The sequence below is a fragment of the Streptomyces lateritius genome (assembly GCF_014649715.1).
Lineage (GTDB): Bacteria > Actinomycetota > Actinomycetes > Streptomycetales > Streptomycetaceae > Streptomyces > Streptomyces lateritius.
On the sequence record NZ_BMTO01000005.1, the window covers coordinates 310,488 to 326,117 of the forward strand.

Below are 15,630 nucleotides of genomic sequence, written 5' to 3' on the forward strand. Positions count from 1 at the left end.
CCCGGCCGGCGTCACCGCAGACCAGGGAAGGCAGCTGACAGGATGACAGTGACGATCACGCCCACCACCGAACTGGATGCGGTGTTCGGCGGAGTGGACTCCCACGCGGACACGATCCACGTCGCTGTCATCACCGACCGGGGCGGCCACGTCGCCGACGCCGAGTTCCCCACCACGGCAGCCGGATACGCCGCGGCGATCGCGTTCCTGAACGCCCACGGCACGGTGACCGCCGTCGGCGTCGAGGGAACCTCCTCCTACGGCCTCGGGTTCACCCGCGCTGCCCGCCGCGCGGGCCTCACCGTGGTCGAGGTCAACCGGCCCGACAAGGCCGAACGGCGCCGGATCGGCAAGTCGGATCCCATCGACGCCTATGCGGCCGCCCGCGCCGCCCTGTCCGGCCGCGCATCGGTGATCCCGAAGGACGACACCGTCAGCGGCATACGCGCGTTACACAACGCCGCCCGGTCCGCCGTCAAGGCCCGCACCGCAACCCTGAACCAGATCGCACACATCCTCATCACCGCCCCGGACGACATCCGCGTCAAGTACACCGCCCTGCGCGGCAAGACACAGGTCGATGCCCTCTCCCGGCTTCGTCCCACTGGCGACGGACCGCGCGTCGCCCTCCTGACCGCGCTGAAAACCCCCGCCCGCCGGGTCCAGGCCCTGACCGCAGAACACGACACCCTCACCGCCGCCCTGGACGCCGCCGCCACCGAGAACAACCCCGGCCTTCGCGCGGCGTTCGGTGTCGGTCCGGACACTGCGGCTCAGCTCCTGGTCACCGCCGGAGGCAACCCCGACCGCCTGCGCACGGAGGCATCCTTCGCGGCCCTCTGCGGCGTCGCACCCGTCCCCGCCTCCAGCGGCAGGACCAACCGTCACCGCCTTTCCCGCGGCGGCGACCGCAGAGCCAACGCCGCCCTCTACCGGGTCGCCCTCGTCCGTATGTCCAGCGACGCCCGCACCCGCGACTACGTCGCCCGGCAGACCGCCGCCGGACGCACGAAGAAGGAGATCATCCGCCTGCTCAAGCGGGCGATCGCCCGGGAGATCTTCCGCTACCTCACCACACCGGTCAGCGTCCCGGACGTCTCCGACCTCCGCCCGGCACGCCAGGCCAAGAACATCACCCTCACCACCGTCGCCGAACACTTCGGCGTCTGGCCAGCCGTGATCTCCTGCATCGAACGCGGCACACGCCGCGACGACGACCTCGCAGACGCCTACCGAGACTGGCTCACCGCGGCCTGACCGCTCCAGAAGTGGATTCACTCATAGACGGTGGCGGCCTGAAGGGCTCTGGCCAGGAAGGTCCAATCCCCTTGTTCCGGAAGCTCCTTCCCGAAGTTTCGGTACCAGCCCGGCGAGGCATCCATCCACGCCGCCAGGGCTTCCAGGAAGTGATCGAGGCTCTGGTTCTCCCATTCGTTCCCCCGGCGGAGGTAGTCCTGATGCAGTTCTCGGACGAAGGCGACCAGCTCGTCGCGGCTGCTGACCTCGCTGTCGGGAGTGAGTGACATGGAGTGAAGGTACCTCCCATCCGGCAAGCGCCCCCACGCTTGACGACCAATAGGAGCATCAGCGGGGCGGGCGACGTACCCCCTCAGGGCAGGTGGAAGACCTCGCCGAGAGACTTCATCGCCTCGTCGGGCCGCGTGCCGTCGAGGGACTCGAAGAACGGTGCCATCTCCTTCTGCCAGCGGGCGTTGACCTCGGTGGCCTCCATCGCGCGCCGGCTCCTCTCGAAGTCCTCCGTCTCCAGATAGCCGACGAGCAGGCCGTCCTCGCGCAGGAAGAGGGAGTAGTTGTGCCAGCCCGAGGCGGAGAGCGCGTCGAGCATCTCGGGCCAGACGGTGGCGTGCCGGACCCGGTACTCGGCGACGCGGTCCGCACGCACCTTGAGCAGAAAACACACGCGCTGCATCGATGCCGCCTCCGAGTCCTTGATGAAAGGTTTCATACGCACACTCCGGCGACGCTAAACGCCTCATCGAGGGCGGGTCAATGGGGTTGACAGGGGTGTGGGCGACTCATAACTTCTGGCGTCTGAATCGTTTCACACGCTGCTGTCGCCGTAGGAGCCCGCATGACCGACGCCCTTCCCGCAGTGAAGGACGCCCTGAGGACCCAGGCCGTGGAGACGCCGTCGTGGGCGTACGGGAACTCCGGCACGCGTTTCAAGGTGTTCGCCCAGCCGGGAGTTCCCCGCACCCCGCGCGAGAAGCTGGACGACGCGGCGAAGGTGCACGAGTTCACCGGCGTGACCCCGACGGTCTCGCTGCACATCCCCTGGGACCGGGTGGAGGACTACGCGGCGCTCGCCGCGTACGCCGGGGAGCGCGGCCTGAAGCTCGGCGCGATCAACTCCAACACCTTCCAGGACGACGACTACCGTCTGGGCAGCATCTGCCACCCGGACGCGAAAGTGCGCCGCAAGGCGCTCGACCACCTGCTCGAGTGCGTCGACATCATGGACGCGACGGGCTCGCGCGACCTGAAGCTGTGGTTCGCGGACGGCACCAACTACCCGGGCCAGGACGACATCCGGGCGCGCCAGGACCGCCTCGCCGAGGCCCTGAGCGCGGTGTACGGCCGGCTCGGCGACGAGCAGCGGATGCTGCTCGAGTACAAGTTCTTCGAGCCCGCCTTCTACACCACCGACGTGCCCGACTGGGGCACGGCGTACGCGCACTGCCTCACCCTGGGGCAGAAGGCGCGGGTCGTGGTGGACACCGGACACCACGCGCCGGGCACCAACATCGAGTTCATCGTCGCCACACTGCTGCGGGCGGGGAAGCTCGGCGCCTTCGACTTCAACTCCCGCTTCTACGCGGACGACGACCTGATGGTGGGCGCCGCCGACCCCTTCCAGCTGTTCAGGATCATGTACGAGGTCATCCGGGGCGGTGGCTTCACCCCGGACACCGCCTTCATGCTCGACCAGTGCCACAACATCGAGGCGAAGATCCCGGCGGTCATCCGCTCGGTGATGAACGTGCAGGAGGCCACCGCCAAGGCCCTGCTCGTCGACCGGGAGACCCTCGCCGCCGCCCAGCGGTCCGGTGACGTGCTCGAGGCGAACGCGGTCCTCATGGACGCGTACAACACCGACGTACGGCCGCTGCTGGCCGAGGTCCGCGAGGACCAGGGCCTGGACCCCGACCCTGTCGCCGCCTACCACCGCTCCGGCTGGGCACGGAAGATCGCCGACGAGCGTGTCGGCGGACAGCAGGCCGGCTGGGGCGCGTAACCCCGCCCACCCGCCCCGCCTCGCCGCTGCCCGCCCGGCACCCGCCCCGCCTGCGACCCGCCACGACCACCCCCGAAGGACTTCCCATGCCCTCCGCCCTTCCTCCCGAAGCGGCCGCCCTGCTCGCCCGCTCCCACCGCCTCGGCGCCGACCCGCGCACCACCAACTTCGCGGGCGGCAACACGTCCGCGAAGGGCAGCGGTCCCGATCCCGTGACCGGCCGGGACGTCGAGCTGATGTGGGTCAAGGGATCCGGCGGCGACCTCGGCACCCTCGGCGCGGACGGGCTCGCCGTCCTGCGCCTGGACCGCCTGCGCGCCCTGAGGGACGTCTACCCCGGCGTCGAGCGCGAGGACGAGATGGTCGCCGCGTTCGACCACTGCCTGCACGGCAAGGGCGGCGCCGCCCCCTCCATCGACACCGCCATGCACGGCCTCGTCGACGCCCCGCACGTCGACCATCTCCACCCCGACTCCGGTATCGCCCTCGCCTGCGCCGCCGACGGTGAGAAGCTGACCGCCGACTGCTTCGGCGACAGCGTCGTCTGGGTCCCCTGGCGCCGCCCCGGTTTCCAGCTCGGTCTGGACATCGCCGCGGTCAAGGCCGCCCACCCGCAGGCGATCGGCTGCGTCCTCGGCGGCCACGGCATCACCGCCTGGGGCGCCACCTCCGAGGAATGCGAGGCCAACTCCCTCCACATCGTCCGCACGGCCGAGACCTTCCTCGCCGAGCGGGGACGGCCCGAGCCGTTCGGGCCGGTCGTCGAGGGGTACGAGCCGCTGCCCGAGGCCGAGCGCCGCGCGCGGGCCGCCGCGCTCGCCCCGCACATCCGGGCGCTCGCCTCCCAGGACCGCCCCCAGGTCGGCCACTTCGACGACTCCGCGCCAGTCCTCGACTTCCTCGCCCGCGCCGAACACCAGCGCCTCGCGGCCCTCGGCACCTCCTGTCCCGACCACTTCCTCCGGACGAAAATCCGGCCGCTCGTCCTCGACCTGCCGTCCACCGCCCCCGTCGGCGAGGCCGTCGCACGGCTGCGGGTGCTGCACGACGCGTACCGGGAGGAGTACTCCGCCTACTACGCCAGGCACGCCCGGCCCGACTCGCCCGCCATGCGCGGCGCCGACCCGGCGATCGTCCTGATCCCGGGCGTGGGCATGTTCTCCTTCGGCAAGGACAAGCAGACGGCCCGGGTGGCCGGCGAGTTCTACGTCAACGCCATCCACGTGATGCGGGGCGCCGAGGCCGTCTCCACGTACACGCCGATCGAGGAGTCGGAGAAGTTCCGCATCGAATACTGGGAGTTGGAGGAGGCCAAGCTCCGTCGCATGCCCGCGCCCAAGCCGCTCGCGACCCGGGTCGCACTGGTGACGGGCGCGGGCAGCGGGATCGGCAGGGCGATCGCGCACCGGCTGGCCGCCGAGGGCGCCTGCGTCGTCGTCGCCGACCTCGACGGGGAGAAGGCCGCCGCCGTGGCGGAGGAACTCGGCGGGCCGGACAAGGCCGTCGCGGTCACCGTCGACGTCACCGACGAGGAGCGCGTCGCCGCCGCCCTCGACGCGACGGTCCTCGCCTTCGGCGGCGTCGACCTCGTCGTCAACAACGCGGGCATCTCCCTGTCCAAGCCGCTCCTGGAGACCACCGCGCGCGACTGGGACGTCCAGCACGCCGTCATGGCACGGGGCTCCTTCCTCGTCTCCCGCGAAGCGGCCCGCATCATGATCGATCAGGGCCTGGGCGGCGACATCGTCTACATCGCCTCCAAGAACGCCGTCTACGCCGGCCCGAACAACATCGCCTACTCCGCCACCAAGGCCGACCAGGCCCACCAGGTGCGCCTGCTGGCCGCCGAGCTCGGCGCCCACGGCATCCGCGTCAACGGCGTCAACCCCGACGGCGTCGTCCGCGGCTCGGGCATCTTCGCCGGAGGCTGGGGAGCCCAGCGCGCGGCCACGTACGGCATCGAGGAGGAGAAGCTCGGCGAGTTCTACGCCCAGCGCACCCTCCTCAAGCGGGAAGTCCTTCCCGAGCACGTCGCGAACGCCGTCTTCGCCCTCACCGGCGGCGATCTCACCCACACCACCGGCCTCCACGTCCCCGTCGACGCCGGCGTCGCCGCGGCCTTCCTGCGATGAGCCGACGCGCCGAGGCGTTCGCCGCGGTCGACCTGGGCGCCTCCAGCGGGCGGGTCATGGTCGGCCGCGTCGGCCCCGACACGCTGGAACTCACCCAGGCCCACCGCTTCCCCAACCGCCCCGTCCTTCTCCCCGAAGGCCTGCGCTGGGACGCCCTCGCCCTCTACACCGGCGTCCTCGACGGACTGCGCGCGGCGGGCCGGGTGGCGTCCGTCGGCATCGACAGCTGGGCCGTCGACTACGGCCTCCTCGACACCGACGGGAACCTGCTCGGCAACCCCGTCCACTACCGCGACGACCGCACCCGGGGCATCGCCGAGAAGGTCCGGGCGACGATTCCCGCCGAGGAGCTCTACGCCACCACCGGACTGCAGCACGCCCCCTTCAACACCCTCTATCAGCTCGTCGCCGCCCAGGGCACGGCCCCACTCGCCGCGGCCCGGCGCCTGCTGCTGATCCCCGACCTCATCGCGTACTGGCTGACCGGTGAGCAGGGCACCGAACTCACCAACGCCTCCACCACCCAGCTCATCGACCCGCGCACCCGCGACTGGGCGCGCCCCCTCGCCGACCGCCTCGGCGTCGACCTCTCGATCTTCCCGGCACTGCGCCGGCCCGGCGACCCGGCCGGGTTCCTGTCGCCCGCCGTGCTGGAGGCGACCGGACTGACCGGCCCCGTCCCGGTCACCACCGTCGCCTCGCACGACACGGCGTCCGCCGTGGCCGCCGTCCCCGCGACGAACGGTGAGCGGTTCGCGTACATCTGCACCGGCACCTGGTCCCTGGCCGGCCTCGAACTCGACGCGCCGGTCCTCACCGAGGAGAGCCGCGCCGCCAACTTCACCAACGAACTCGGCATCGACGGCACCGTCCGCTACCTGCGCAACATCATGGGTCTCTGGCTGCTCCAGGAGTGCCTGCGCGACTGGGGCGACCCCGACCTGCCGGCGCTGCTGCGCGAAGCGGCCTCGATCCCCGGGCCGCGCGCGGTCGTCGACGCCGCCCACCCCGCCTTCCTCGCCCCGGGCCGCATGCCGGAGCGCATCGCGGAAGCGTGCCGCACCACCGGGCAGCAGCCGCCGTCGACACGCGCCGGCCTCACCCGCTGCATCCTCGACTCCCTCGCCCTCGCCCACCGCCGAGCGATCGAGGAAGCCCAGCGTCTCGCCGACCACCCGGTCGACGTCGTCCACGTGGTCGGCGGCGGCGCCCGCAACGAGCTGCTGTGCCAACTCACGGCCGACGCCTGCGGGTTGCCGGTCGTCGCCGGGCCGGCGGAGGCGTCGGCGCTCGGCAACGTCCTCGTGCAGGCCCGCGCCCAGGGATTCGTCGGCGAACGCCCCGCGGCGCGGCAACTGCTCTCCCGGACCCAGTCGCTCCCGCGCTACGAACCGCGCGGTGACCGGGCGCCCTGGGACGTAGCCGCCGCACGGCTCGCCGTGTGATGATCGACCGGCGCCGGGCGGACGGGGACCACACGCCCCGGCACACCGGCGCGCCGACCGCCCGATACGAAGGAGCCGCTATGCGTGTCGCTCTCTTCCTCACCTGTGTCAACGACACGCTCTTCCCCGACACCGGACGTGCCGTGGTCACGCTGCTCAATCGGCTCGGCGTCGACGTCGACTTCCCGATGGGACAGACGTGTTGCGGGCAGCCGCAGTACAACACCGGCTACCGGCACCAGGCCGAACCGCTCGCCCGCCGCTTCGCGGACGTCTTCGGGGAGTACGACGCGATCGTGACGCCCTCCGGCTCGTGCGGGTCGATGGTGCGCGAGCTGTACCCGCGCATGGGAGCCCGGGCGCGGGCGGAAGGCCGCGGCGACTCGCTCGCCCGGGCCGTCGCCCCCGTCGTGCCGAAGACCTTCGAGCTGACGGAGTTCCTCGTCGACGTCCTGGGCGTCACGGACGTCGGCGCGTACTACCCGCACACGGTCACCTACCACCCCACCTGCCATGGTCTGCGCGGACTCCGCCTGGCCGACCGGCCGCTCCGGCTCCTCCAGGCCGTCAAGGGACTCGAACTGCGCGAGCTGCCCGGCGCCGAGGAGTGCTGCGGCTTCGGCGGCACCTTCGCCGTGAAGAACGCCGACGTGTCGGCCGCGATGGGTGCCGACAAGGTACGACACGCCGTGTCGACCGGCGCCGAGGTGCTGTGCGCGGCCGACAACTCCTGCCTGACCCACATCGGCGGCACGATGAGCCGGCTCAGGGTCGGCATGCGGCCGGTGCACCTCGCGGAGATCCTGGCGAGCACGGAAGCAGAGCCCCTGCCATGGGAGACCCAGCCACAGGAGAGCCGGTCATGAGTGACGAGAAGGCGCCCCCGCCGACGCACGCCGACGCGCCCCCGCCCGCGCTCGCCGAGGCGCCGACGCCCGCGCCCATGCCGGGCGACGCCCCCGCCTTCGTCGGCATGCCGTCGTTCCCCCGGGCGGCACGCGACGCCGTGCGCGACACCACGCTCCGCGCGAACCTGCGGCACGCCACCCACACCATCCGCGACAAGCGTGCCGTGGCCGTCGCCGAACTCGACGACTGGGCCGCGCTGCGCGAGGCGGGACGGCAGATCAAGGACCACACCCTGCGCCACCTGGACCGCTACCTGGAACAGCTGGAGGCTTCGGTGACCGCCGCGGGCGGCACCGTCCACTGGGCCATCGACGCCGAGGAGGCCAACCGCATCGTCGCGGATCTCGTCAAGGCCACCGGCGAGACAGAAGTCGTCAAGGTCAAGTCGATGGCCACCCAGGAGATCGGCCTCAACGAGGCCCTGGCCGACGAAGGCATCCACGCCTACGAGACCGACCTCGCCGAACTCATCGTGCAGCTCGGCAAGGACCGCCCCTCGCACATCCTCGTCCCGGCCATCCACCGAAACCGCGACGAGATCCGCGACATCTTCGCCCGCGAGATGAGCGCGTGGGGGAGGCCCGCCCCCGAGGACCTCACCGACGCACCCGCCGCCCTCGCCGAGGCCGCGCGCCTGCACCTGCGGGAGAAGTTCCTGCGAGCGAAGGTCGGGGTCTCCGGCGCCAACTTCATGGTCGCCGAGACCGGCACCCTCGTCGTCCTGGAGTCCGAAGGCAACGGCCGCATGTGCCTGACCCTCCCCGAGACGCTGATCTCGGTCGTCGGCATCGAGAAGATCGTGCCCACCTGGCGCGACCTGGAGGTGTTCCTGCAGACCCTGCCCCGCTCCTCCACGGCCGAGCGCATGAACCCGTACACCTCCATGTGGACCGGCATCACCGACGAGGACGGCCCACGGTCCTTCCATCTGGTGCTGATCGACAACGGCCGTACCGACACGCTCGCCGACGAGGTCGGCCGCCAGGCCCTGCGCTGCATCCGCTGTTCGGCCTGCCTCAACATCTGCCCGGTGTACGAACGGGCCGGCGGCCACGCCTACGGATCCGTCTACCCCGGCCCCATCGGCGCGATCCTCAGCCCCCAACTCCGGGGCACTGGCAGCGAGATCGACGCCTCCCTCCCGTACGCCTCCTCGCTCTGCGGCGCCTGCTACGACGTGTGCCCGGTGGCCATCGACATCCCCGAGGTGCTCGTCCACCTGCGCGAGCGGGTGGTCGAGGGCGGCCCGGTGACCCGCGGCGGTACGAAGACGGTGATCAGGCCCGCGCGGGGGCACGCGGCCGAGCGGGCGGCGATGCGCGCGGCCCGCTGGGCCTCCACCCACCCCGGTGTCCTGCGCGCGGGCCAGCGGCTGGCTTCGCGGACCCGGCGGCTGCACCCGCGCACGCTGCCAGGGCCGGGGAAGGCGTGGACCGCGACCAGAGACCTGCCGCCGATGCCCCCGGAACCGTTCCGGGACTGGTGGCAGCGGACGAACGGCGGAAAGGACGGCCTGCGGTGAGCAGCAGGGACCTGATTCTCGGCCGGGTGCGCGCGGCCCTGACCGACGTACCCGCCGACGACCTTCCGTACGAGCGGGCGGTCCAGCGCGGCTACCGGCAGGAGCACGGCGAGCGGACCCTCGCCGACACCGTCGACCTGCTGGCCGAGAACCTCGCCGACTACCGCGCGATCGTGCACCGCACCGACGAGGCCGGACTCCCGGAGCTGCTCGCCCGCCTCCTCGCCGAGCACGGCACGCGCTCCGTGCTGGTCCCGAGGGGCCTGCCGCCCCACTGGCTCGCGGCGAGCGCGGCCGAGCAGATCCAGGACCGGGCCGAGGACACCCCGCGAGAGCTGGACCGGATCGCCAGTGTGGTCACCGGCTGCGCGGTGGCCGTCGCCGAGACCGGCACCCTCGTCCTCGACGGAGGTCCTGACCAGGGCCGCCGCCGCATCACCCTCGTCCCCGACCACCACATCTGCGTCGTACGCGTTCCCGAGCAGGTCGTCTCCTCCGTGCCGCAGGCACTCGGCCGAATCGACCCCACCCGGCCCCTCACGTGGATCTCCGGGCCCTCCGCGACCAGCGACATCGAGCTCGACCGGGTCGAGGGAGTGCACGGCCCGCGCCGGCTGGAGGTGATCCTGGCCGGGTGAACGCCCGAGGGGCACCGGCCCGGTGCGCGTTCCGCCCCGGGCCCGCGTCCTACCCTGGGTGTATGGGCAGTGACCCGGTCGGACTGTTCCTCTGCGGAGACGTGATGCTCGGCCGTGGGGTGGACCAGATCCTTCCCCATCCGGGGGATCCCGCTCTGCGTGAGCGCTTCGTGCACGACGCCCGGAGCTACGTGGCCCTCGCGGAGTCGGTCAGCGGCCCGATTCCCCACCGCGTCGACTACGCCTACCCGTGGGGTGTCGCGCTCGGCGCTCTGGCCGAGGCCGCACCCGACGTCCGGATCGTCAACCTGGAGACGGCCGTGACCGTGAACCACGAGTTCGCGCCAGGCAAGGCGGTGCATTACCGGATGCACCCGGACAATCTGCCGAGTCTGGCGGCCGTCCGTCCCGATGTGACGGTCCTGGCCAACAACCACGTACTGGACCACGGCCGGCGCGGCCTCGACGACACCCTCGCCGCGCTGCACGGCGTCGCGCCGACCGACACGGGGCCGGGGACGGGCATGGGACCGGGTCTGCGTACGGTCGGCGCGGGGCGGGACGCGCAGGAGGCGGAGCGGCCCGCGGTCGTGGACCTCCCCGGCGGCGTTCGCGTCGTCGTGTACGCCATCGGAATGGCATCCAGCGGCATCCCGCGCGACTGGGCCGCCACCGCACGGCGCGGCGGAGTCCACTTCGCCGCCTCGCCGACCGGCACCACGGCCGCCCGCCTCGCCGCCCGCGTGCGGGAGGCCAAGAAACCGGGCGACATCGTCGTGGTCTCGGTCCACTGGGGTTCGAACTGGGGCTATGCCCTCTCACGCGCCGACGTCGACTTCGCCCACACCCTGATCGACAACGGCGCCGACATCGTGCACGGACACTCCTCGCACCACCCCCGGCCACTGGAGGTCTACCGGGGCCGGCTCGTCCTGCACGGCTGCGGCGACCTGATCAACGACTACGAGGGCATCACGGGGTACGAGCAGTACCGCGACGACCTGCGTCTGCTGTACCTCCCCACGGTGACCCCCGACGGCACACTCCAGGAGGTACGCATCATTCCCCTGCGCGCCCGCCGCATGAGGCTGGAGCACGCCTCCCGCCGGGACGCGCGGTGGCTGCACGACGTTCTCGGCCGGCACAGCCGGCCCTACGGCGCGCACGTCGACCTCGACGAGGACGGAACCCTCGTCGCCTCGCCCGCCTAGCGGGACGACACGACCCGGGCCCGGCGGTGCGCCCCTTGCGGAGCAGGGAGACGAGCGGGACATGTACTTCACCGATCGCACGGACGCCGGACGGCAGCTCGCCGCCCGCCTGGAACATCTCAGGGACCAGGACGTGGTGGTCCTCGGACTGCCCCGCGGAGGCGTGCCGGTGGCCGAACAGGTCGCCGACCGCCTCGGCGCTCCCCTGGACATCTGTCTCGTACGCAAGCTGGGTGTGCCCTATCAGCCCGAGCTGGCCATGGGTGCCATCGGCGAGGGCGGCGTACGGGTCGTCAACGACCGGGTCCTGCGGGAGACCGGAGTCTCCGACCGTGATGTCGCGGCCGTCGAGGAGCGGGAACAGGGGGTGCTACGGGAGCGTGTGGGGCGCTATCGCGGGGCGCGGCGGCCGGTCCCGCTCGACGGCCGCACGGCCGTGGTGGTGGACGACGGCCTGGCCACCGGGGCGACCGCGCTCGCCGCCTGCCGGGTGGTCCGCGCGCGGGGGGCCGCGCGGATCGTGCTCGCGGTGCCGGTCGCGCCCCACGGCTGGCCGGCCCGGCTGGGCGGAGAGGTGGACGAGGCCGTGGCCGTGCGGGAGCCGGAGTTCTTCTACGCGATCGGCCAGTTCTACACGGACTTCTCCCAGACCGCGGACGAGGAGGTCATCGCCTGCCTGGACCGCGGTCACGCCGCGCACGGCGGCGCGGCACGCCAGGCCGACGAGGACCCGCGGGGCTGAACGCCACAGGTCCTCGCCGGCAGGTGAACGCCGTGGGGGTTTAGTACGGCCCGTTGACGTTGTCGATGGAGCCGTACCGGTCCGCGGCGTAGTTGCACGCGGCGGTGATGTTGGCGACCGGGTCGAAGAGGTCCATCGAGGTGCCGGGCACGTGGTAGGCGAGGAACGTCGGCTCGATGACCTGGAGGAGACCCTTGGAGGGGGTGCCCTTGACGGCGTTGGAGTCCCAGAGGTTGATGGCCTGGGGGTTGCCGGACGACTCGCGCATGATGTTGCGGTGGATTCCCTCGTACGAACCGGGGATGCCGTACCGCGCCATGACGTCCAGCGACTCCCGGATCCAGCCGTCGAGGTCGTTGGTGTAGCTCTTCGCGGCGGCCGGAGCGGCGGCCGGAGCCGCGGGGGCGGTCCGCTGCTGCGAGCGGCTGGCCCGGTCGGTGGTGGTGCCGGTGTCCTTCGACGCCTTGGCCTTCGGCTTCGCCGTGGTCTTCGTCTTCGGCTTCGCGGCGGGCTTCGGGTCCGTCTTCGGAGCGGTGACGGTCAGCGGGCGGATCGTCAGTTCGAGACCGGGGTGGATAAGTGACGGGTTGTCACCGACGACACTTCGATTGGCCCGGTACAAAGCCTTCCAGCCACCCCGCAGACGCTGTTCCTGAGCGATCGCGGAAAGCGAGTCACCGGATACGACGGTGTACGTCTTGCGGACCGAATCCCGCCCGGCGGGAATTGCACTCTTGATCTTTTCCACCGTGTTGACGACGGTCTTCTCCGTGGCGACCGCGGGAGCCTTCGCGGGGGTGGCGTGGGCGGCGGCCGTGGCGACCAGGGGCAGGGCGAGGGCGGCGCCACCCGTGCTCGCCAGGGCGATTCCGCGGCTGAGCGGACGGGGACGGGTCTTGGGGCGCCGGTGCTTACCGTGTGCGGGCATGTGGGATTCCTCTCCGGCGCCTGCGGGGTGAGCTGTCGGGTTCGGGCTGGAGATGCCCGGCCGCACACGTGCGACTTCACCCCGAGCCGCTCCGGGGAATCCGGACCGGCGGAATACCTGGGTCCCCCGCTCCTGCCGACGGGTGTAATGATCGGGTTTTCGGACGGTGGCAGGATTCGGCGATCCGTCCGAATGAAGGTGACCGTAGGCGAGAAATGCCGACGGAAACAAGACACGGTGAGTGGCTGTTATTCACGTCCCGCTTTCCCTGGCTCCGAACTTCCTTGAGGTGCAAGGGGGTGCGGTCGGGTGAGGGCCTCGGATTGACCTGAGGGTGATTCATGTCACCGGCAGGGAATGTCGGTCATCGTCATGCATCACCACTGATGGGCGATATGGAGAAGGAAGGGTTAGGAGGAGCGCATCTGTCCTATTTGGTGAGTTGTGCCTGATTTGCCTTCGAGTTTTTCCCCGCGGATCTCAGCCCCGCTCGGGGCGTCCGTCTCGATGGGGCCGGTGCGGCGCCGGGACCAAGTGCGCGGCGCGGGAAGCGGTTCGGGCCCCCTCATCGAGATGTCGTACCTCCCCGGCCCCCCGCCCCGGGCCGCCCCGGGTCCACGGGGGACATGACGATCATGGGGACACGGAAGCCGAGGCCGACCGGCACGCCGTCGATGTACTCGTCCGGGAGGCCGGGAGGCGCGGCGGGCGGCGGGCGGGACGTGGTCGAAGAACCCGTCGTTCCGCCGTGGCTTTCCCGCCCGGACCGCCCCGGCTCTCGTCCGGTCGGCCCTCCTGGCCGGCAGGGATGCCGCCGTCGCGGGGCGCGGCTAGGCTGCGTCGAGGCAGCTGCCCGCTGACGCCGACTGCGAGGCGCGATGACACAGCGTGGAGAGCACGCGGGACACGGCGGCCGCGGCGCGCGCGAAGGGCCCGGCGCGGGCCCCCTCGCCGTCCTCGACGAGCGGGGCGTGGTCCTCGAATGGAGCCGTACGGCCGAGCGGCTGCTGGGCGTGGACCGCGCCCGCATCGTCGGCCGCCCCGTGACGGACCTTTTCGCGCGGGTGGACTCCCGCACCCTGCGGGAGGGAGTGACCGTCGGGCCGGTACGGGCCGAGGGCGGGCCCGGACGCTGGGGCCTGTGGGCGGCCGGACCCCTGCCCGGAGGTATGCGCTCCGGCGTCCTGGAAGCCGTGTTCACCCAGTCCCCGGTCGGCCTGCACGTTCTCGACACGGACCTGCGCGTCCTGCGGGTCAATTCGGTGGCCGTCGGGATGCGGGGCATCCCCGAGGAGCGGATCGTCGGCCGCCCGCTCCACGAGATCTACGCCCGCTACGATCCCCTGTCCATCGAGAGCACGGCCCGCGACGTCCTGGCCACGGGGGTCCCGGTCTTCGACAAGCAGCTCCGGGGTCACCCGCTCGCCGACCCGCGGCGCGAGCACGTCTTCTCCGCGTCCGTGTTCCGTCTGGAGGACGCCACCGGCCGGCCCCTCGGCCTGGTCGCCGCCGCCGTCGACGTCACCGCCCGCGAACGCGCCCAGCAGCGCCTCGCCGTCCTGCACCGCGCCCACGAACGCATCGGACGCAGTCTGGACCCCCTGAAGTGTGCCCAGGAACTCACCCGGACCGCCGTGCCCTCGCTCGGCGACGTCGCGGCGGTCGCCCTCAGCGACGCCGTCCTGCGCGGCCCGGACTCGGAGACGCACCCCGAGCGCGACCCGACGATGCGGTGCTCCGCCGTCTTGCCGGAGGACTCCGAGGACCTCCCGGCGGTGGGCGCCGTCTTCGACCCGGACATGTTCGGGGGCCCGGCCGACCGGCTCGCGGCACGGCTCGTACCCGCCGGGGCGGCGGGCCCCGCGCTCGTCGTGCCCCTCGCCGTCCGGGGAGTCCTCCTGGGTGTCGCCTGTTTCGCCCGGCCCCGTCGGACGGACCCCTTCGAGGAGGACGACATGCGGTTGGCGAAGGACCTCGCCGCCCACACGGCCGTCTGCGTCGACAACGCCCGACGGTACGAACACGCCCATGCGGTGGCGCTCGCCCTGCAGGGGAACCTGCTCCGGCCCGCGCCCCGCGACCGGAGCGACGGACAACTCGCCGCCCTGGAGACCGCCCACCGCTATCTGCCCACCGGTCGCGGCAGGGGCGCCTGGTTCGACGTCATCCCCCTGGCGTGCGCGCGCGTCGCCCTCACGGTCGGACAGGTCGACGGCCGCGGCCCGGAAGCCACCGCGGCCATGGTGCAACTCCGGGCGGCCGTCCACGCCCTGTCGGCGCTCGACCTCGATCCGCACGAGCTCCTCGCCCGGCTGGACGACACGACCCACCGCCTCAACGAGGAACGCACGACGTTCGGGGAGGAGGGGCGGCTGACCGCCCAGTGCGTGTACGCCGTCCACGATCCGGTGACGGAGACCTGCGCGATGGCCCGGGCCGGTCGTCAGAGCCTCCTCGTCGGCCTGCCCGACGGGTCCTGGCGGCCCTCGCCGCTGGAGGAGTCCGCCGTACTGGGCGCGGAGGGACCGCCGTTCGCGGCGGACGAGTTCCCGCTGCCGCTCGGCAGCACGCTGCTTCTCCTCTCGGGCAGCCTGCCCGAGGACGCCACGGTGTCGGGGGCGCCCGGTGAGCTACGGCTGGACGAACTGCCCCTCTATCAACTGCCCCTCGACCAGGCGGCCGTGCTCGTGGCGCGCACGAGAGCGCTCGACCCGGACGACGTGGCGTCGTGGGAGATCACGCCCGAACTCAGCTCCGTCTCCGGAGCGCGCCGCCGCACCACCCACCGCCTCGAACAGTGGGGCATAGGAGTCGACCTTCGCCGCCGAACTCATCGTCAGTGAGCTG

Annotated in this window: 13 protein-coding genes and 1 riboswitch; of the genes, 10 read left to right on the plus strand and 3 right to left on the minus strand. The window is 72.0% G+C overall.

Annotated elements, in window-relative coordinates; all coding sequences use genetic code 11:
* The first annotated feature begins 42 nt into the window (after positions 1 to 42).
* Positions 43 to 1,257: an IS110 family RNA-guided transposase gene (locus IE136_RS12480; RefSeq protein WP_189600343.1), complete on the plus strand. Its 1,215-nt coding sequence runs from the start codon at positions 43 to 45 to the stop codon at positions 1,255 to 1,257.
* A 17-nt stretch (positions 1,258 to 1,274) separates the two neighbouring features.
* Here the strand turns inward: IE136_RS12480 and IE136_RS12485 are convergent, their stop codons facing one another.
* Together IE136_RS12485 and IE136_RS12490 are read right to left on the minus strand one after the other, a co-directional pair.
* On the minus strand, positions 1,275 to 1,526 hold the full coding sequence (locus tag IE136_RS12485; protein ID WP_189600344.1) for a DUF7660 family protein: 252 nt from the start codon (positions 1,524 to 1,526) through the stop codon (positions 1,275 to 1,277).
* An 83-nt stretch (positions 1,527 to 1,609) separates the two neighbouring features.
* Positions 1,610 to 1,930, minus strand: coding sequence for an L-rhamnose mutarotase (locus IE136_RS12490; RefSeq protein WP_189600417.1), 321 nt, complete (start codon positions 1,928 to 1,930; stop codon positions 1,610 to 1,612).
* A gap of 162 nt (positions 1,931 to 2,092) precedes the next feature.
* Between IE136_RS12490 and rhaI the strand changes: the two genes are divergently transcribed.
* The 8 genes from rhaI (at position 2,093) to IE136_RS12530 (ending at position 11,855) form a co-directional block, all read left to right on the plus strand.
* Positions 2,093 to 3,256 (plus strand): L-rhamnose isomerase, encoded by a 1,164-nt coding sequence (rhaI, locus tag IE136_RS12495; protein ID WP_158984212.1) that lies wholly within the window; start codon positions 2,093 to 2,095, stop codon positions 3,254 to 3,256.
* A gap of 86 nt (positions 3,257 to 3,342) precedes the next feature.
* Positions 3,343 to 5,388, plus strand: a complete 2,046-nt coding sequence (locus IE136_RS12500) for a bifunctional aldolase/short-chain dehydrogenase (protein WP_189600345.1) — start codon at positions 3,343 to 3,345, stop codon at positions 5,386 to 5,388.
* Complete coding sequence (locus tag IE136_RS12505) at positions 5,385 to 6,833, plus strand: rhamnulokinase (RefSeq protein ID WP_189600346.1); 1,449 nt, start codon at positions 5,385 to 5,387, stop codon at positions 6,831 to 6,833. The genes IE136_RS12500 and IE136_RS12505 overlap by 4 nt, the downstream gene beginning before the upstream one ends.
* A gap of 80 nt (positions 6,834 to 6,913) precedes the next feature.
* Positions 6,914 to 7,699: a (Fe-S)-binding protein gene (locus IE136_RS12510; RefSeq protein WP_189600347.1), complete on the plus strand. Its 786-nt coding sequence runs from the start codon at positions 6,914 to 6,916 to the stop codon at positions 7,697 to 7,699.
* A gap of 107 nt (positions 7,700 to 7,806) precedes the next feature.
* Entirely contained in the window at positions 7,807 to 9,264 is a 1,458-nt protein-coding gene (locus IE136_RS12515; protein ID WP_189600418.1) for a LutB/LldF family L-lactate oxidation iron-sulfur protein, read from the plus strand.
* Positions 9,261 to 9,902 carry a LutC/YkgG family protein gene (locus IE136_RS12520; RefSeq protein ID WP_158984204.1) on the plus strand — a complete coding sequence of 214 codons (642 nt, stop codon included), beginning with the start codon at positions 9,261 to 9,263 and terminating at the stop codon, positions 9,900 to 9,902. The genes IE136_RS12515 and IE136_RS12520 overlap by 4 nt, the downstream gene beginning before the upstream one ends.
* Before the next feature lie 62 nt (positions 9,903 to 9,964).
* Entirely contained in the window at positions 9,965 to 11,113 is a 1,149-nt protein-coding gene (locus IE136_RS12525; protein ID WP_189600348.1) for a CapA family protein, read from the plus strand.
* Between the two features lie 61 nt (positions 11,114 to 11,174).
* The gene (locus IE136_RS12530; protein ID WP_189600349.1) at positions 11,175 to 11,855 is read left to right on the plus strand and encodes a phosphoribosyltransferase; all 681 of its coding nucleotides are present in this window, start codon (positions 11,175 to 11,177) and stop codon (positions 11,853 to 11,855) included.
* 40 nt (positions 11,856 to 11,895) lie between these two features.
* Here the strand turns inward: IE136_RS12530 and IE136_RS12535 are convergent, their stop codons facing one another.
* Positions 11,896 to 12,783, minus strand: a complete 888-nt coding sequence (locus IE136_RS12535) for a LysM peptidoglycan-binding domain-containing protein (protein ID WP_158984198.1) — start codon at positions 12,781 to 12,783, stop codon at positions 11,896 to 11,898.
* A gap of 4 nt (positions 12,784 to 12,787) precedes the next feature.
* Positions 12,788 to 12,975, minus strand: a riboswitch (cyclic di-AMP (ydaO/yuaA leader).
* 686 nt (positions 12,976 to 13,661) lie between these two features.
* Between IE136_RS12535 and IE136_RS12540 the strand changes: the two genes are divergently transcribed.
* Positions 13,662 to 15,626, plus strand: a complete 1,965-nt coding sequence (locus tag IE136_RS12540) for a PAS domain-containing protein (protein ID WP_158984196.1) — start codon at positions 13,662 to 13,664, stop codon at positions 15,624 to 15,626.
* Positions 15,627 to 15,630 lie beyond the last annotated feature (4 nt).